Origin of the sequence: Paenibacillus sp. IHB B 3415 (assembly GCF_000802655.2) — a bacterium.
GTDB classification, from domain to species: domain Bacteria; phylum Bacillota; class Bacilli; order Paenibacillales; family Paenibacillaceae; genus Paenibacillus_AQ; species Paenibacillus_AQ phytohabitans.
On sequence record NZ_JUEI01000019.1, the window covers coordinates 84,318 to 100,926 of the forward strand.

Annotated in this window: 19 protein-coding genes; 1 reads left to right on the forward strand and 18 read right to left on the reverse strand. The window is 53.1% G+C overall.

The features are described from left to right. Positions 1 to 48: 48 nt before the first annotated feature. The 7 genes from QW71_RS10595 to QW71_RS10625 form a co-directional block, all read right to left on the reverse strand. Positions 49 to 600, reverse strand: a complete 552-nt coding sequence (locus QW71_RS10595) for a YfiT family bacillithiol transferase (protein WP_039297160.1) — start codon at positions 598 to 600, stop codon at positions 49 to 51. Positions 601 to 622: 22 nt separating this feature from the next. Further along, positions 623 to 1,327 carry an HAD family hydrolase gene (locus QW71_RS37920; RefSeq protein ID WP_052769973.1) on the reverse strand — a complete coding sequence of 235 codons (705 nt, stop codon included), beginning with the start codon at positions 1,325 to 1,327 and terminating at the stop codon, positions 623 to 625. A gap of 20 nt (positions 1,328 to 1,347) precedes the next feature. Further along, positions 1,348 to 2,973 (reverse strand): glycoside hydrolase family 9 protein, encoded by a 1,626-nt coding sequence (locus QW71_RS10605; RefSeq protein ID WP_039297161.1) that lies wholly within the window; start codon positions 2,971 to 2,973, stop codon positions 1,348 to 1,350. Further along, a complete protein-coding gene (locus tag QW71_RS10610; RefSeq protein ID WP_039297162.1) occupies positions 2,966 to 3,631 on the reverse strand; it encodes an HAD family hydrolase in 666 nt (221 codons plus the stop codon). The genes QW71_RS10605 and QW71_RS10610 overlap by 8 nt, the downstream gene beginning before the upstream one ends. A 30-nt stretch (positions 3,632 to 3,661) precedes the next feature. Continuing rightward, entirely contained in the window at positions 3,662 to 4,402 is a 741-nt protein-coding gene (locus QW71_RS10615; RefSeq protein ID WP_039297163.1) for a GTP pyrophosphokinase family protein, read from the reverse strand. 198 nt (positions 4,403 to 4,600) lie between these two features. Continuing rightward, complete coding sequence (locus QW71_RS10620) at positions 4,601 to 5,635, reverse strand: HD-GYP domain-containing protein (RefSeq protein ID WP_039297165.1); 1,035 nt, start codon at positions 5,633 to 5,635, stop codon at positions 4,601 to 4,603. Between the two features lie 153 nt (positions 5,636 to 5,788). Beyond that, positions 5,789 to 6,241 carry a hypothetical protein gene (locus QW71_RS10625; protein ID WP_039297166.1) on the reverse strand — a complete coding sequence of 151 codons (453 nt, stop codon included), beginning with the start codon at positions 6,239 to 6,241 and terminating at the stop codon, positions 5,789 to 5,791. 136 nt (positions 6,242 to 6,377) lie between these two features. Between QW71_RS10625 and QW71_RS10630 the strand changes: the two genes are divergently transcribed. Next, positions 6,378 to 6,683, forward strand: a complete 306-nt coding sequence (locus QW71_RS10630; protein ID WP_039297167.1) for a Dabb family protein — start codon at positions 6,378 to 6,380, stop codon at positions 6,681 to 6,683. Between the two features lie 6 nt (positions 6,684 to 6,689). Here QW71_RS10630 and lepB read toward each other — a convergent pair whose 3' ends face one another. The 11 genes from lepB to QW71_RS10685 form a co-directional block, all read right to left on the reverse strand. Continuing rightward, complete coding sequence (gene lepB, locus QW71_RS10635) at positions 6,690 to 7,187, reverse strand: signal peptidase I (protein WP_039297176.1); 498 nt, start codon at positions 7,185 to 7,187, stop codon at positions 6,690 to 6,692. Between the two features lie 26 nt (positions 7,188 to 7,213). Then, on the reverse strand, positions 7,214 to 7,615 hold the full coding sequence (locus QW71_RS10640; RefSeq protein ID WP_160311794.1) for a DUF4265 domain-containing protein: 402 nt from the start codon (positions 7,613 to 7,615) through the stop codon (positions 7,214 to 7,216). Between the two features lie 43 nt (positions 7,616 to 7,658). After that, complete coding sequence (locus QW71_RS10645; protein ID WP_039297178.1) at positions 7,659 to 8,243, reverse strand: hypothetical protein; 585 nt, start codon at positions 8,241 to 8,243, stop codon at positions 7,659 to 7,661. A gap of 143 nt (positions 8,244 to 8,386) precedes the next feature. After that, the gene (locus tag QW71_RS10650; protein ID WP_039297179.1) at positions 8,387 to 9,259 is read right to left on the reverse strand and encodes an SDR family oxidoreductase; all 873 of its coding nucleotides are present in this window, start codon (positions 9,257 to 9,259) and stop codon (positions 8,387 to 8,389) included. A 26-nt stretch (positions 9,260 to 9,285) separates the two neighbouring features. Beyond that, complete coding sequence (gene pgsA / locus QW71_RS10655; protein ID WP_039297180.1) at positions 9,286 to 9,873, reverse strand: CDP-diacylglycerol--glycerol-3-phosphate 3-phosphatidyltransferase; 588 nt, start codon at positions 9,871 to 9,873, stop codon at positions 9,286 to 9,288. Positions 9,874 to 9,904: 31 nt separating this feature from the next. Further along, positions 9,905 to 11,056, reverse strand: a complete 1,152-nt coding sequence (locus QW71_RS10660; protein WP_039297181.1) for a GNAT family N-acetyltransferase — start codon at positions 11,054 to 11,056, stop codon at positions 9,905 to 9,907. Beyond that, on the reverse strand, positions 11,053 to 12,369 hold the full coding sequence (locus QW71_RS10665) for a F390 synthetase-related protein (protein ID WP_039297182.1): 1,317 nt from the start codon (positions 12,367 to 12,369) through the stop codon (positions 11,053 to 11,055). The genes QW71_RS10660 and QW71_RS10665 overlap by 4 nt, the downstream gene beginning before the upstream one ends. Next, positions 12,366 to 13,220, reverse strand: coding sequence for an MBL fold metallo-hydrolase (locus tag QW71_RS10670; protein WP_039297183.1), 855 nt, complete (start codon positions 13,218 to 13,220; stop codon positions 12,366 to 12,368). The genes QW71_RS10665 and QW71_RS10670 overlap by 4 nt, the downstream gene beginning before the upstream one ends. Beyond that, entirely contained in the window at positions 13,217 to 14,209 is a 993-nt protein-coding gene (locus tag QW71_RS10675; RefSeq protein ID WP_039297185.1) for an NAD(P)-dependent oxidoreductase, read from the reverse strand. Before QW71_RS10675 ends, QW71_RS10670 begins: the two co-directional genes overlap by 4 nt. Beyond that, positions 14,206 to 15,417 (reverse strand): ATP-grasp domain-containing protein, encoded by a 1,212-nt coding sequence (locus QW71_RS10680; protein ID WP_039297186.1) that lies wholly within the window; start codon positions 15,415 to 15,417, stop codon positions 14,206 to 14,208. Before QW71_RS10680 ends, QW71_RS10675 begins: the two co-directional genes overlap by 4 nt. Continuing rightward, entirely contained in the window at positions 15,407 to 16,408 is a 1,002-nt protein-coding gene (locus QW71_RS10685) for a beta-ketoacyl-ACP synthase III (protein ID WP_039297188.1), read from the reverse strand. The genes QW71_RS10680 and QW71_RS10685 overlap by 11 nt, the downstream gene beginning before the upstream one ends. Between the last annotated feature and the right edge of the window lie 201 nt (positions 16,409 to 16,609).

A 16,609-nucleotide genomic window follows, 5' to 3' on the forward strand; every position in this document is an offset into this window, starting at 1 on the left:
GGGATACCCCCTTCCGTCTGCTCTTTTTTTGATGAATATGAATATGTTTTACCAGCCGTTCCGCTGGATTAGTGAAGTAATCTGGGCCAGATGATGGCGGCTATGCCAGATATATCTTTGAATTGCGGCATCCAGCGTCAACGTGCCCAGACCGGCACTTACGAAGCTTCGATCATAATCACCCGGTTTCAGTGAAGTCAGCAGGGTTGCGAATCTCCGGTTAAGCAGCTCCACCAGCTGAAGAGAGGACTCCGCCGGTTCATCCGTATAATCGCTCTGCTCCGCCCAGAGATCCTGTCTGTAGCTGGGTACCTGCGGTGCTTCTTCTGTCAGCCCCCGTTTGAACCGCAGATAGGCATACATGCCGGTATCCGCCAGATGATGCACGACCTGACTCACTGTCCAGCCGCCCGGACGGTAAGGCGTGTCCAGCTGCTCCGCCGTTAGCGGCCCTACAGCCTCCCTAAGTTCAGCCGCCAGCTGCTTCATGATCCGTATGGATTCTTGCCGCGCTTCTTCCGTGCGGTTCTCCATAGCTGTAAATTTCCCGATCGGATACTTCAGTAACTCCAGGTCCTGCTCTGTCAGTTTGTGGTTCATTTCCCTCACGGCTCCTTCACTATTAATCAATGGATATCGGACTACTCTCTTTTGATATAAATTCATAGACTTCTTCCAGGGTTCCCACTGTATAATCCGGCTTCACCCCATGCTTCCAGCCGAGCTGCTCCCGGTTGATCCAGCAGGACTTGATTCCCGCTCTGGCTGCTCCCAGCACATCTGATGCCGAGTCTCCGATATGGAGAATCTGCTCCGGCTCCACACCATAATGGGCTATAACCTCAGTGAACATCCGGTTATGACTGTCATTCTTATAAGACTGGTACCTTTCGGAAGTGAATAAAGAAATAGGATAACTCAGGTAGAAGTCAGGAAGCATAAGCTCATCGGTATCACTGACAATGCAGACCTGATATTCCCCGCATATCCGCTGTAAGAAGGCTTCGGTGTCCGCATACATTGCAGACAGCCGGTGCTGGGCAAACAGGTTATCTACAGCCTGCAAGCAATCATAGTCCAAGCTATACTGCAGGAATACTTGCTGAAATCCTCTGCTGTATATTTCCTTGCTGCTGATGAAACTGCCCACCTCCCGGGCTTCGGTTGATACAGCGAAATAGTGGCTGAGCAGCTGGCTGCCCAGCTCACGGGACTTGTCTTCGCTGAAATCCTGCTTAAGGATCGGCTTCCAGACTTCTGCTCTCCTGCCCTGAATATTCACCAGAGTCTGGAACATATCCAGACTAATAACCTTGAATGGCTGCATGGCCCCGTCTCCTCATCTAATCAGGAATTGAATCTTGCCGTCACGAATACCGCCGGCGAATTCCAGTAAATGGTGACCTCATTCGTCGAGTAGCTGTCTTCATGATCAACGAAACACTGGGCCGCCGGTTTGCCTTGCAAGTGCTCCTGCACATATTCATCATGCAGCCCGCGGTCAGGTCCTCCTGATACCAGACCCGGAACGGGTTCTGCTATGTTGTCTCCCACGGATGGGCGGTGATGCGGATGCATGACCGCGTGTTCACCGAAGCCGGTCACGTAACTGATGCCCAGCACATTGCGGCCGAGCAGATAATGCAGATGATCCAGTGCACAAGCCGCATATTCAGTCTCCCCGCTGAAATGCTCCGCCGCCAGCAGCAGCATGGCATTATTCATGACCAGCATGTTGCTGCCCCAGATATAATCCTCTTCCCGCAGCGAGATTCTGTAACCATCCTCCCGGCTCTGCCGGAGGAGGCGCGCGGCTTCTGCCACCAGCCCTTCCTTCAGCTCCGCATACAGAGAAGCCACAGCTTGCTCTTCCCCGTTCAACAGGTAAGCCAGTGTGCCATAGCCGCCCATATCCGCCCAGCCGAGGCTGTATTTCGGGAATGGAAGCTTCGCCAATTCTCTGGCTGCGCTATGGTAATGCTCACCGCCTGTAGTCCGGAACAGCTCCGCCGCTGCCCAGAAGCGCTCGTCCCGATCTTCCTCATCACCGTATTCCCCGGTCGTAATGCCCGGCGGATTAGTGAAGCCCGGCTCCGCCGGATGTGCCTCCAGCCAGTTCCAGGCTGCCACCGCAGCTTCCAGGCACCGGGCGGCATACGCTTCATCGAACGGCTTATAAACCCGCGCCGCCATCGCCATCACACCGGCGAAGTCACCTGTAGCCGCAGCGGACACCGGGGAGAAATACAGCTCCGCCGTATCCTCTTCCGGCATTACATCAAGCCCCGGGAAGTTCTGTGTGGACAGCTTGTGGTACACAGCACCGCTGCCGCTCTCCTGCATTTTGAACAACCAGTCCAGCTCCACTTTACATTCCAGCAGTACATCCGGCATCACGCCGTCACTCTCCGGCAGTGTAAATGCACCAGCAAATGCCGCAGGATACAGCTCCCAGGCCAGCAGCAGATCGGCAACGGCCTTGGCTCCGGGCCCTGAATATTTCCCGTAATCCCCCGCATCATGCCAGCCTCCGCAGCTATCCAGCTTCAGCTCCGGCTGGCCAATTACGGTCCCTGCTGCCAGATGACAGGCTTCATGTCCCCAAGGACCGGCATATTCTCCGCTCAGCTCCACTCCGCAGCGGTAATAATAGAAGGCTTTCAATAAACCCTGCTGCAGCTCCTGATAAGGCTTGTCTGCAATCATAAACGCAGCCGAAGCCTGTCCATCCTCACCTTCAATCCGGTACTTGCCCGGAGCCGTTACGGCGGAGAATACACCGGTATGCACACGGCTCCCGCTTGGCTTATCCTCCACTCCTTCCCCTGCCTGTCCGGTAAATACAACGCTTCCAGTCTGCAGATCAACTACCCGGAAACGGGACACCTCTCCGGTAAATAGGGCAAGCTTCTCCCCTGCACTGGAATAACCGGCCTGGTTCACTGTAATGGTACGAAGACACTGTTCACTCACCTGTCATCTCTCCCTTGTTCATAGTTTCTGCCATAAACAATGCAACACCATTCTCATTATTGGATGCGGTAATCCGATGTGCGACGGCTTTGAGTTCCTCATGGGCATTCTCCACCGCGACACTTGTCCCCACTGCGGCAAACAGGCCCAGATCATTCAAATGGTCGCCGAAGACAACGATATCCTCTGTAGCCAGCCCCATATGCTGTGCCCATAGCTTCAGCCCCTGGCTTTTATTCGCATCCGGATGGCTGAATTCCAGGAAATAATGATCTTTTATGTATATATCCTTCATGAAATGAATATGTACCTCTGAACCGAACCGGTCAAGCACTTTCTGATGCAGCGGGGCCAATTCCTTCAGCCTTCCGATGTTAATGATTTCCCCGGAAATAACGGGGTCCAGCCAGTAACCGGCAATCACTTTGTGCGTCATGCTGTCATAGATAAGTGCCCCATTATAAAGAATAAGCGGATATTTCCAGGAAATATCCGCAGCTACGCTATCTGCACTGATGAACCCTCTCGCTGTAGCGAAGCTGATTATGATTCCCCGTTCCATCGCTTCTGTAATTACCTGCACTGTGTAAGCAGAGAGTTGTTGTTCCGAGTTCAGCAGGGTTCCATCCAGATCCGTAACATAGGCCTTTCCGTGCATGAGCCCTTCCACCCTTCACCTTCCGTACGGCTATTCCCCTAACAGCTTAATAAAGTTTGCCGGCAGGTTAAACTGCTGATTATTGATGATAATCTCCCGCAGTCCGGAGAAGGAATCCTCGTCCTCCTGAGCATCCTTGATTTCCTGAATCTCACGGTGCAGCCGTTCCATCTGCAGATCGAGTGCATTCGCTTTGTCTGCCGCATTCTTGAGTTCACGGGTCAGGTGCTCGGGAACCGCCTGGCTGTATTTATAGAAAATTTTATGCTCCAGACTGGCCCAGAAGTCCATGGCAATCGTACGGATCTGCACCTCTACACAGACATGCTCCTGGCAGTCAGACATAAATACCGGAACCTCTATGAGCAGATGCAGACTCTGGTAACCGTTCGGCTTCGGGTTCTTGATATAATCCTTGACCGCCAGCACCTTGAGATCGTCCTGCTTCTGCAGCATGGCACTGACCTGATAAATATCCGAAATGAACGAGCAGGTGATTCGCAGCCCGGCAATATCCTTGATGCTGGATCTGATCTGTGCGAGTGACAGCTCGCTGTTCTTACGCAGCATTTTATTCATAATGCTCTCCGGGGATTTAATCCGCGACTTAGTATGCTCGATCGGACTGTAGTCGTGGAGCAGCTGAAATTCCTCTTTGAGAATCTCAATCTTGGTCTCCATTTCGGCGAGGGCGAATTTGTAAATCATCATAAACCGGGTAAGCTCATATTTAATCTGCTTGAATTTCTCTAATTGATTGTCGGCATTCATTGTAATTTCTCCTTTATGCTGCTGCACAGAATTGCTATAGTAATCTCTCATTAATCATAGCCAATCTATTCCCGGAATACAAACCGGCAAGCTTATACCTTCTTCTAGTTGCGCAAAAAACGGATACACCATCCCGGGGGACGGTATATCCGTTCATAAGAACCGGGCGCTCTCCAGAGAGGCCGCTTATCCGGCGTATCAATTAAAGACTTCAACTACAGACAGGCTGCGCTCACGGGACAAATCTCTGAAGCCCTCGTCTACCTTTACCAGCGGCTTGAACAGATCCAGCGGGTTATTCATTACAATCATGCCCATTTCGCCGTTGCTGAGCTGAACATTCTTACCTACAAAGCTTGGCAGCAAATGTCCGGTAAGTGCCTGTACAACCGTTCCGTTCAACTGGCCGAAGCCCATCTCATGTACCTTGCGCAATACTGTAACCAGTCCTTGCTTCGGACGGTTCAAGGTTGAAGTGGTCAAGGACATATATATGTTGGCTACGGTAACAATTTGGGTGTACGGGTGAATATTATTTTTGAGCAGCTGCTTCGGATATCCAGAGCCATCCTCGTATTCATGGTGCTGCAGCGCCACGAGTGCTGTAACCTCATCCAGCTTGGAGCCGCGGATCAGATCATAACCATAGGAGGTGTGGCGTGCCAGTTCTTCTATTTCAGAACCGGTTAGAATACCCGGTTTGTTCAGAATCGACAGGGGAACCTGGCTTTTGCCGATATCATGAAGGTAGCCGGCACGGCTGATCAGATAACGCTCCTCCTTGGAGTAGCCCATCCATGATGCAATATAATATGATAGTAAGCCAACCTGTAAAGAATGATGATATGTATCAATGTCATCCCGGTCCAGCAGAAGCAGCAGGGAGACTACGTCCTTTTGCCCATCCAATGTTTCCAGAAGCGGTTTCAATGTATCATCGACCATGGACTGCGAGAAGCTCCCCTGGGTCAACGCTTCCAGAAAAATAGATTCATAATTCAGGATAGCGTGATCGAAATCATCATGCAATCCGTGACTATGCTCTTCTTCACTGCCCGTTTGCTGCATACTGCGCGGCTCAATATCCACATAATGAATTTTGTGCCGGATGAGGATACTAATCTCCTCCCGTTCAACATGCGTCCCCTTGGGGAGAACATGCAGACCTACACCGTTGAAAGTGTCTGTCATAAGACAATCGCCGTGTTTGAGATCCGTGACATGTACTTTCAAGTTTCAGCACCCCTTTAGTTTATAGGAATATTCCGTTATGCTCCACTTGATCATAGTCAATAGATCCCAAAGTAACAATCCGGTGAAAGTCACAATCTGCCCTTAATCTAGTTCAAATGAATCCCTGTCTTTAGCCGCCTTTCCATTAAATATTCACATCCACTTCACAAATCTCTTATATTTCAGCTTGATTCCGTTGGCTTCCGTCCAGTTCATCAGTCTTTTCATGTCCTGCTCCCGGTCTTCAATGAACCTGAAGCACAGATTAACCGGGACAATCCTTTTACCTTCGGGCAATATTCCTACTAACGGACCATCTATGTATATTGCCTTAATCTCCTTGCCGGAGTAACTCCGGTTGCGAACTACAAGTGCATCTGTCCCCCACTTCAGCCTGCCGGCCTTCCGCAAAGCGTTGAATAGAATGAACAGAAAAGCCAGGAGGCTGGCACTCAACCAGAACACCCGGAGATAATAGATATACGGATACCTATCTGCGTTGGTTATGGGAGTCAGAGCCAAGAGCAGCCCCGGGAGAAGGATACCTATCAATGTCCGAAGGGACATGGGGGCCTTGATTCTGCTGTCGGCGGAGTTTTCAGGCATTGTGTTCCCCTTTCATTGAACAAATTTATAGTATAATCTCGTTATGCTTACAAAACGATGCTTATGCTTCCGAAGTCAGTTTTGACGAAGTGACCACAGGGAGCTTATGCTTACAAAACTTTTAGGAGGATCAATTATGTACGAGCATCTGGTAGCGTTCCAATTCAATGAGCATTTCGAACCGGGCAGTGAAGAAGGCCTGATTGCAGCCTTGCTGGGGCTGAAGGATCAAATTCCGGGAATTGTGGAGATTACGGCAGGAGTGAACATGACGGAGGAAACGGAGAATATCCACGGCTATACGCTGGGGCTTCGCGTGACCTTTACAGATCAGGAAGCCCTGCGTCAATACGGGCCGCATCCGGCGCACCGTGCTTTTGTGGCAAGGCTGGAGGGGATTGTGGAGAATGTCGTCGTGGTAGATTACCCGGTTCGCCCGTAGCTTTTATCAGAAAAGATTATTCACATCAAACAGCACTTTACCAATCAGTTTGTCTTTGTCTACAAACGGAGTACTCCATAAATGAGCGTCATAGCTGACATTCCGGTTATCACCAAGGAAGAAATAGTGGTCTGCGGGAACGGTGACCGGTCCGAAGGTGTAGGTCATCGCTTCCTGGAGATACGGCTCGTCAACCGCCTCATTATTACGGTACAGGGTACCGTCCTTAATCTCAATCTCATCTCCCGGCAGCCCAATCAGCCGTTTCACATATCTTTTATGCTCATCTCCGGCTACCGGGGGATAGAACACAACAATGTCGCCATGCTTCAGCGAGGAGTTCCAGAGCATTTTGTCCACAACCAGGCGGTCGTTAATCTCAATGGTCGGAATCATGGAGCCGGTCGGTACTCTCATTGCTTCAGCCACGTAAGTCCGGATAAATAAAGATAAAATAATACCGATTGCAATACTGGGCACCCATTGTCTCAAGAACTTCTTCATAATATTGCCACCTCGAATTAGTATAGTTAGGCTTCAAAACGTCCGATAATCCGTGACATTTCCAGCTCTGCATCCACAGCAGAATGTTTAGGCAGATGAATCACAAGCAAGCCGCCGAAAATCTGCTCCCATCTTCCCTCGTGCTCCGTAACCCGTTCTGTGAAACTGCGGATCTCCTGCGAAGCAGCCGCTTCTTTGCTAAGCAGCCAGGCATACCTGACGAACCCGGATTTCTGCACCGTTTCTACATAATAGGCAATGCCCTCTTGTTCTCTCACCCGGATGATGTCACCAAGAGCAATCCCCGGGTTAAAAATCGGCGTTTCTTCAATCCGGTATTTGTCCCTGGCAACCGGAGTCACATCCAGAACCTCAATCTCACGGCCACGCTCATCAAAGCAAATATGTAATCCTACTGTTCCCGGCAATGCATACACCCCAGTTCTGCTTCTGCAAAGATAAGAAATACAGCTAACAATACTCCTCTAAAAGCGTTATCCACCATTGCTTGTTCACCAGATACTTATAACCGGGCGGCAGCAGAAGATAACCATGGACCGGCTTCACGGGTTCCGTAATACCATAGACCAGATCAATCCGGAGTGTGAAGGTGCTGATGTTTCTGCCTGTCTGCACCTCAAACTCGTTAATATAATTGTAGATGTCCGGCGCAGCCTCCCAGAAGCGCATAGCGGTCTGCCCCCCCACCTCCATCTCCCACCATTCTATAAAAGCCGGCCACAGTCCGGCACAGGTCTGCCGAAGTGCCAAATCGGCCACAGTCTCAAACCCCGGAGGCTGATGCAGCAGCGGATGTTTCCCCGCCAGGATGCAATCCGTTTTAGAACGCACCAGCTCCAGCCACCACTGTTCATAAGCCAACTTCAGCGAATCGGAGTCCGGAAGACCCGGGTCAGAGCCGGAAGCAGGCCACACATGCTGCCCTCCAGGTCCGCGCAATGCCCCGACGGAACAGCCTACATACGATGCGAAGTTCAACCCGTAATCTCCGCCAATGCTGATATGCCATTGATTAGCTCCATTCAGCTCATGCATGACCATTCTCCTCTGTTCAAGTTCAACATCTGATCTTCCGGACAATTCCCGGCATAAGCGCCATAGCTAAACTGTAAGGGAAATTCCGGCAGAACGCAATCCTCATCCTTGGTCTGCATCTCCCAGCCATTTCAGGCTGCCATTCATTTCATCGCGCGCAGTGATCTTGCAATTATGCCCTCCAGCGCCTTCCAGGGAAGCAGCATTTTGCCCAGCATGAGAACCCGCGAGCCTTTGCCGACAGGATAGCGCAGTTTGGGTGCGCGCTTCTCTGTGATCCGCCCGATCAGCTCAGCAACCTCCTGCGGATCCGGCGCTGTCTCAGCGGTCCGCCGGGAGTAGCGCAGCACCTCCTCCAGCCTGGCCTGGTAAGGAGAGCCTTCGCTGCTATGGATTCCGGCAATGCCTTTCCCCCAGATAGGCGTGCGGAATGAGCCGGGTTCAACCAGTACTACGCGGACGCCAAAAGAAAGCATCTCCTGCCGCAGGCTCTCGCTGAAGCCTTCCACTGCAAACTTGGAGGCGGCATACGGGGCATATCCGGGAAAACCGGTCAGCCCGCTGACACTGCTCACGTTGATAATCAGTCCCGTGCGCTGCATGCGCATGATGGGAAGTACCGCCTTGGTTACTGCTATCAGGCCGAAGAAGTTCGTCTCCATCTGCCGCCGCCACGCCTCCATGCTTACTTCCTCCACATAGCCGCCTACAGCAAATCCGGCATTGTTCACCAGCACATCCATTCTTCCGAACAGCTCAGTAACCGCGTGGATTGCTGAAGCAACGGAAGATTCATCCGTCACATCCAGCGTCATCAGATGAATACGCTCCAGAACACCTGCCTGTTCAGCCTGCTGAACAAGCTCATCTTTGCGGCTGAGATCCCGCATGGTGGCGATTACCTTATAGCCTCTGCGCGCTAGTGTAAGTGCAGTCAGCAGCCCGAAACCGCTGGAAGTTCCGGTAATGAGTGCGATTGGATCATGACCATGGGGCAGATTGGAAATAGGTTCCATAAGCAACTCCTTTAGTTAGGTGATTATTAGCGGCCTAGCTGCAATGCCAGATAGTTGTTCTTAATATAGTTATAGCCCGAGTATACAGTCATGCCCAAAGCGCCATACATCAGTGTCTGGCCGACCGGAAACGAAGTGAACAGGCTGAACGGAGCATCATTCAACAGGATTGCCGAGATGGCCGCAACCTGCAGCACCATTTTCCACTTGCCATATCTGTCAGCTGATAGAGCCAGTCTTTGCGCTGAAGCAGCGATCCGGATGCCCATCATTACAATTTCCCTGGCCAAGATTACAAAAGCAATCCAAGAAGCGATCAAATGCAGGCTTACCATCAGGATTAACGCAGCGGCAATGAGCAGTTTGTCTGCCAGAGGATCAAGCAATTTCCCGAAATTTGTGATCTGATTATATTTTCTCGCGATATATCCATCCAGCTTGTCTGTGGCAGAAGCCACAATAAAGACCAATGCCGCATAGAAAACCCCATGTATTTCAAGATGCTGCAGGATCACCGATTTGCTGATTAACGCTTCAGGATAAATGGGAAAAAGTGCAATGAACACGGGAATCAGTAATATCCGGAATAAGGTGATACGGTTAGCCAGATTCATCTTTTGCCTCCTAATCATTCATTGTTACAGACTACAGCTTCAGCTTCTGAATCAGCGGCATGCCGATCCGCCGGAGCAGCAGCTCCAGAAATGACCAGCCGCAGCGGTTCAGCCAGACAGTGCCCCGGTCGTATACAGCAGAAAATTCTATGGCGGCCACCGCTCCCCGGTTGCGCTTGAACTGGCCTACACCGGAGCTCTCATGCAGCAGTAGACCGCGGCTTCCGGCAAGCCCGATCAGAACGGCTGACAGCATACGGTAGAGTCCGACAGACTGGGGCAGAGCCGTGTCATAGCCGAAGAGCGGCGCAGTCATTGCGCCATCCCGCTCATAGAAGCCAAGTACCGCATCCAGCCTTCCTTCCTGTCCATGCCGCAGCCCGTAGATCTGCAGCGTCCCCCGCTCCAGTGCCAAGGCAATGAAGGCTTCTGTAAACTGCGGGTTATACGCCGAATACTTGTCAATGTACAGCAGCCTGTACAGCTCCACAATCCGGGGAATATCCTCTGGTGTAATTTCAGCCGGGGATACTTCGGTGTACCCGTGTTTGGCCAGCAGACTCCGGTCGCGTTTAACGAGCCATCTGGCTTTGGAGCCGGCGCTGTTCTGCTGCAGCAGGTAAATCTGCCGGCTTGGCACCAGCTTGCAGCCGTACCCGCGCAGACTGCCGAGGAGGTCTCCTGAAGTCTCCATACTGAGCGAGCGGTACATAATCGTATAGCCGGGATAGGTTTGACGGAGATACTCCAGCAATTCCGTCAGCTGCCTGGCGCTGAGCGCAGGATAGAGATTGGTGGACAGCAACCAGTTATTAACCTGAATCACCCGGTTGAACCGGCCTTGTCTCAGCAGCCAGCCCATTCCCCCCAGCATGATGGATAATGCGCCTTCAAGCATCCGGTTGTTCAGCAGAGCAAGCTCCTCACGCGCATAACTGACGTAATGCGTATAGGGGGAACACACATATGAATTATCATAATTGCCATCGTTGAACGTAACCGGAACCGGGATCCCATCCACTGTCAGCACCTTAACGATGGTATGGACGTTGGAGATATAATATTCCGTATCCCGTTCCAGCAGCGGAGTAATATACTCGCGGGCATACCGCCCATATTCTGTATCCGGCCACTCCAGCTGATCCACCGAATGGCGGTCATATTGAATTACTCTGCTGTTCACAGCTTCCAGCCCCTCTCCACCCGGCGCAGCTTCTGCCTGCCGGGGGTGAAGCTGTACGCTGTGAATTTCAGCTGCGGTGGAATACAGGACAGCCGCGTGAACAGACGTGACAGCTCGCCGGCAATCAGCGGCTCCATATCTTCCGCGCTGCCCGGCCGTGTGCGGTACGAGATCTCCAGCTCAAGCAGGCTATGCTGGATAACCCGGTAATGCTCAATATCTGCAGAGGCTGCCAGCACTGCCCGGGTGATGAAATCCGGAAACACCGTGACCATTTGGCCGTCTGAAACATGCGGCAGATACAGGATATCGTCACAGCGGCCTTCAATCCGCTCGATCGCTGTAAACAGTGAACCGCAGGGACAAGGCTCAGCCGCTTCGGTCAGAATATCATTCAGCCTGTAGCGGACTATAGGCTGGACGAATCTGGAGAAATCGGTCACGACCGGTACGAACCGCCTGGATTCCTTGTCCAATACTTCTTTTTCAATATGTACGATATCCTCATTGAGATGGATTGTCCCATAACTGCAGGTGGAGCCAAGGAAGCCCTCAGTGCACTGATACGCCTGATGCACCTTCTGTCCGAAAGTACGCTCAATATGCTGCCGGTCCAGCGGGTCCAGCACTTCCGCGACAGCGATGATTCTGCGCGGCTGCAGATTCAGACCGCCTGACTGCTGTGCTTCGGCCAGCAGTCTCAGCATGGAAGGCGGTGCGATCCAGATATCCGGCCGGTATTGCTCCATCCGGGCGAGGAGCTGCGGAAGCGGCTCCAGCAGATCGAAGTACTGGAACTGCAGCCGGCCCTGCTCCACGGATTCGTACAAATTGCTGTTCGCCCGCAGGAAAAAGGCAATCCGCGCACGTCTCCACAGTCCTCCAGGCAAAAGCTTAGCCAGCACGGTGCCGGTCCAGGCTGCCTGTTCATCTTCCCCAACGAGGAAGATCCCCCGGCTGCCCGAGGTTCCTGAGGACAAACCAACAGTGACGCCTTGAAGGGTAGGCTTGAAATCCCTGCTGTTCTCCGCTTCATAGGCTTCAGCAAACGCCTGTTCCTTCGTGATACCCGCAGTATTCAGGTCATCGAAATTCCCCATCATCAGTGACTTCTCTATCACAGGAAACTTCCGCCATTCAGCCGCCGGAATGCTTCCCCACAGCTCCCTGTAGAACCGGGAGCTCTCCCTTACCTTGTCCACATGGCGCTGGATGCGCAGCTCCTGCCACTGCTCCAGCTCTGCTCGGTTCTTCCAGCGCCGGCCCCATTTGGTAAGAATATAATGTGTAATGACTAGCCTCATCCGCTTCATTTCACACTTCCCGTTCCCCAGAGCGCAAGCGCCTCGCGGCAATGGCTCGGTACGATCCGGATGTCCGGAAACCGCTCATGGATCTGGCGCAGCCGTTCAAAATTCTGTTTGTACTCCGCGCGGCTGGACATAATCAGACCGGCTGCCGGATGCGGCTTGCGGTTCTCCCTGAACGCCCGGCTGGACCAGACCGTATCCGCGCAGAGCAGATAATCATGTTCCCCGGTGGAGACGAACAAGCCAATCATGCCGGCGGCATGGCCGGACATCTCCACCGCCAGCAGACTTCCGTCTCCAAGCAGATCATACGCCTCCGTGAACGGAAGTCCATCCGGCAGCTTGCGCATAGCCGAATACTCATCTACGGGCAACGAACGGACGTTGAAGTCCTCCGGCAGCAGTCCCGGCAGAAATCCTGCCTTCGTCGCCCGGACCGGACCCAGTCTGCTTACGGCATCGTAGGATTTACGCAAATAGATAAACTTCGCCTGCGGGAAATCCCGCACCCCGCCGATATGATCGGCATGGAAATGCGACAGCACAACATAACGCACATCCTCCGGAGCAATCCCGCCTTCCTGGAGCCGCCGGGCAGCGCTCTCTTCATCTGTGTACACTACTGGCGTGATCCGGCGGTAGAGCGAAGCCGGCATACGTGCTGTTTCCTGAAAGAACCGGGAACTATAGCCCGTATCGAACAGGATCGGCCCATGCTGCGGATGCCGGATCAAGGCATAGCCTGCCGGAAAACGGGCGGGCTTAAGCGAACCTCCCCGCAGCGTCAGCAGTTCGGGATGCAGGCAATATCCCGCAGACAATATAGATAATCCAACCGGTATCTCTGTAATCATTGCTGTTCCCTCCACCATTCTGCGAAGTTACGAAGACCTTCGTCTAAGGTCACGCGCGGGTGATAGCCAAGCTGCTCCCGGGCCTCCGAAATATCCAGCGTCTGGGAGATTCCCAGCGCGGCTGCCGAATAACGGGTGAGCAGCGGTTCTCCCAGGAATGGCAGCAGCCTGTGGACGCCTTCCATCATCCCTGCTGCGGCATAAGCGGCAGCATACGGCAGCCGCCTGGTATGTAGAGGAATATCAAGCAGGGAGAACAATCTGGCCACCAGGTCCCTGAACATGACCGGCTCACCGTTGGTAATGTTATAGGCCCGCCCAGAGGCAGAGTGCGGGGCTTCACAGCAGAGCAGCATGGCATCGATTACGTTCTCCACACAGGTAAGATCAATTTTTGCCGTTCCGTCGTTCATCAGCGGAACACCCTTGGTCTCATTAGCCGCAAGCAGCCGCGGGAAGAGGGCATTGTCCATAGGACCGAAGATGGCTCTCGGCCGGAGCATAAATGCTGTAAGCCCGCCCTTCGCTGCCTGCTCCACTACCCGCTCGGCCATAAGCTTCGTCGCGGCATAAGCATTGGCCGGCTTCCCGGGCAGCGGGTCACTCTCCCGGATTCCGAAGCGGTGACGCTGGCTGGAATACACGCTTGGTGTAGAGATATGAATCAGCCGCCCTACACCCTGCCGCTTGCATCCCTCGGCAATGTGGCCTGTCGCTTCCACATTGCATGCATAGAAGTCCCGGTATTTCCCCCAAGGCGAAGACAACGCCGCACAGTGGAATACGAAATCCATCCCCCGACAGGCGCGGTCTGCCGTTTCAGCATCCCGCAGGTCCCCGCGAAGGAATACCGCTCCTTCCTTCTCAAGCCGCCTCCCAAGCTCCGGATTCCGTCCCTGCCCGTAGACCTCCCAGCCCAGCTTAACCAGTCTGCGAACGGTATGCTGCCCCAGAAAGCCGGTCGCCCCTGTCACCAGTGCTTTTGTCATCCTTCACCATTCCATTCTATATCTTCTGTCAGCGCTTCTGTAATTGAAATCCGGTGCCGCCAGGCAGTCTTCTGTGCGGCAAAGACCACACGGAACTGCTCGCGGAAAGGACGCTGATCACCCTTCCGGCAGATTACATCTTCTGCCCCGCGCAATGCCCGCCGCCAATTGCTCCAGCCTCCGCGCCCCGGCTTCAGTCCGCAGCCGAGCATGGGCAGAGTCAGCGTAGCTCTTCGGCCTGAGCGTGGAATCAATACCTCTCCGGTCTGCACAAGCATACCGGGGTTCAGCAGAGCCTCCGTTAGCCCATCCTCCGGGGTGAACAAATGAATCCCGCTGGTCGCACGCGGATTACATTCAATCGGATACAGGATTCCATCCTCCGCCTCAATAAAATCAAACCCGATCTGGCCGCTGAAGCCGATAGCTCCGGCAAACCGCTGCACCCACTCCTGTGCTGCGGGATGGTCAAGGTGCTCGAAATATACACTCGCACCGCTCCGGCCCGTCCGGTACCTGCTGTCATACGCTGCATGCGCCACTACCGAGCCTTCATGGACAATACTGTAAGTGCAGACCGCCTTGCCCTTGATATACTGCTGTGCCACCCAGGGTGCAGCAGCGGAAATACCGGAAGGAGGAGGGATTTGTCGCTGCTTCTGGCTCCGGGACCCTGCAGCATCACCGCTACCAGGCAGGATCACTTTAGAGGCAAACCGGGAAAAGGCCGGTTTATAGACCTGCTGTTTGCCGTCCGCCGCAGCAATCTCTTGGGTCCGGTGCCACTCGGCAGCGCTGCTGATTAGGGTAGTCTCCGGGACGGCAAATCCAAGAGAGCGGCCCCAGGCAATGAACTCCCCCTTGTGATGCAGCCGCGCCAGGATCTCACGGCAGGGAGCAAGCACCTGGCAGCCGGTTAGATGCTCAAGTCCAGCAGCAATATAGAATATCTCTTCGCAGGTGGGAATCAGACAGTTAATATTCAGTTCCTCCGTTAATCCGGCGAGCCGCTGAATATAAGCCTGTGGCTGATGCCGGGGAGAAGGCACAAGGAAGCTGGCCTCGACAGCGGAGGACACCCGGCACAGATGATATTCAGCGCTTTCCGCAACGAAGACCCGGTGGCCTGCTGCCTTGAACAGCCTTGCCAGCTCCAGCGCTACCGGGGCGCGTCCGCCGGTAATCAGAATATTCTGATCAATAGTCAATAATCATGCCTCCCAAAGACAACCCTGCCGCTGTACCAATCAGCATAATCCGGTCTCCGCGTGTAATCCGGCCCTGCCCTATCGCTTCATGCAGTCCCATCGGTATGGAAGCCGCAATGGTATTGCCATGCCCTGCTGTATTGTCGAGGAACCGTTCCTCGGCAATTCCCAGCTTCTTGCGCAGCAGCCGCATAGCCATGGCACTGCCCTGATGAGGAATGACCAGACGGAAGTCACTCATCTGATTATCCGTAGCTGTCAGCATTTCACTGATGAAGTCCGGAAGCAGCTTCGAAGCCTTGCGGAAGATGGCCTGCCCGTCCATATGGAATAAATAAGGCACTGCATTCTCCGCAGTGAATTTCTGGGCATGAAGCCTTGTGCCGCCCCCGGCGATTTCCGAATAACGCGCGCCGCTGCTGTAGGTTTTGAGTGAAGCATGAAGAATTCCCGAGACATCACCTGCTTCCGCCGGACCAATAACAACTGCCGCCGCCCCGTCACCAAACAGTGCCGAGCTCTCCTTATCCTCCCAATTGAGCCCTGCCGATGCGATTTCTGTAGCAACCAGCAGTACATTCTTGTATCTTCCCGCTTCAACCATATATGACATAACATCAAGACCCACCAGAAAACTCAGGCAGGTCGCATCGATATCAAAAGCCGGAACGCCGGAATCTGCCTGTCCCATCGCTTGCTGAATGAATACTGCCGTACTCGGAAGCGGCTGCTCCTTGGTCCCGCTTGTACAGACCAGACAATCAATATCCTCAAAGCTTAAGCCTGCATCGGCCAATGCCGCTTCCGCAGCTTTTGCACCCATCATAGAAGCAGTTTCACCTTCACCGGCATAATGGCGGATGCCAACTCCGGTTATTTTATTGACCCAGCCCGGAGGCGTGCCAAGTACAACATCAAGCTCCGCGTCACTAATCTCGCGTTCCGGCAGATATTTGCCTGTACCTTTTATTTTCACATGTCTAAGTTGCATCCTGCATCCCCTATTCCTATGAGTACCTAGATGTCGAACTTTATATATTATTGTAAACTATAGATATATTCTACTAGATTTCCTGGCCAAGTCATATAAAAAGAAGCATATCACAAATAAGAACTAATGTTCTTTGTTTTCCTTGACTATCCATTCCTTCAGGGTTATAGTAAATGAACAATAACACACGCTAAGCGGGAG

What these genes read in the sequence shown, in the direction of transcription:
- QW71_RS10665 (WP_039297182.1), bottom strand. Translation starts at nt 12,369, where the DNA reads ATGAAGCGGATGAGGCTAGTCATTACACATTATATTCTTACCAAATGG.
- QW71_RS10685 (WP_039297188.1), bottom strand. Translation starts at nt 16,408, where the DNA reads ATGCAACTTAGACATGTGAAAATAAAAGGTACAGGCAAATATCTGCCG.
- lepB (WP_039297176.1), bottom strand. Translation starts at nt 7,187, where the DNA reads ATGAAGAAGTTCTTGAGACAATGGGTGCCCAGTATTGCAATCGGTATT.
- QW71_RS10670 (WP_039297183.1), bottom strand. Translation starts at nt 13,220, where the DNA reads ATGATTACAGAGATACCGGTTGGATTATCTATATTGTCTGCGGGATAT.
- QW71_RS10595 (WP_039297160.1), bottom strand. Translation starts at nt 600, where the DNA reads ATGAACCACAAACTGACAGAGCAGGACCTGGAGTTACTGAAGTATCCG.
- QW71_RS10630 (WP_039297167.1), top strand. Translation starts at nt 6,378, where the DNA reads ATGTACGAGCATCTGGTAGCGTTCCAATTCAATGAGCATTTCGAACCG.
- QW71_RS10615 (WP_039297163.1), bottom strand. Translation starts at nt 4,402, where the DNA reads ATGAATGCCGACAATCAATTAGAGAAATTCAAGCAGATTAAATATGAG.
- QW71_RS10625 (WP_039297166.1), bottom strand. Translation starts at nt 6,241, where the DNA reads ATGCCTGAAAACTCCGCCGACAGCAGAATCAAGGCCCCCATGTCCCTT.
- QW71_RS10675 (WP_039297185.1), bottom strand. Translation starts at nt 14,209, where the DNA reads ATGACAAAAGCACTGGTGACAGGGGCGACCGGCTTTCTGGGGCAGCAT.
- QW71_RS10610 (WP_039297162.1), bottom strand. Translation starts at nt 3,631, where the DNA reads ATGCACGGAAAGGCCTATGTTACGGATCTGGATGGAACCCTGCTGAAC.
- QW71_RS10650 (WP_039297179.1), bottom strand. Translation starts at nt 9,259, where the DNA reads ATGGAACCTATTTCCAATCTGCCCCATGGTCATGATCCAATCGCACTC.
- QW71_RS10645 (WP_039297178.1), bottom strand. Translation starts at nt 8,243, where the DNA reads ATGCATGAGCTGAATGGAGCTAATCAATGGCATATCAGCATTGGCGGA.
- pgsA (WP_039297180.1), bottom strand. Translation starts at nt 9,873, where the DNA reads ATGAATCTGGCTAACCGTATCACCTTATTCCGGATATTACTGATTCCC.
- QW71_RS37920 (WP_052769973.1), bottom strand. Translation starts at nt 1,327, where the DNA reads ATGCAGCCATTCAAGGTTATTAGTCTGGATATGTTCCAGACTCTGGTG.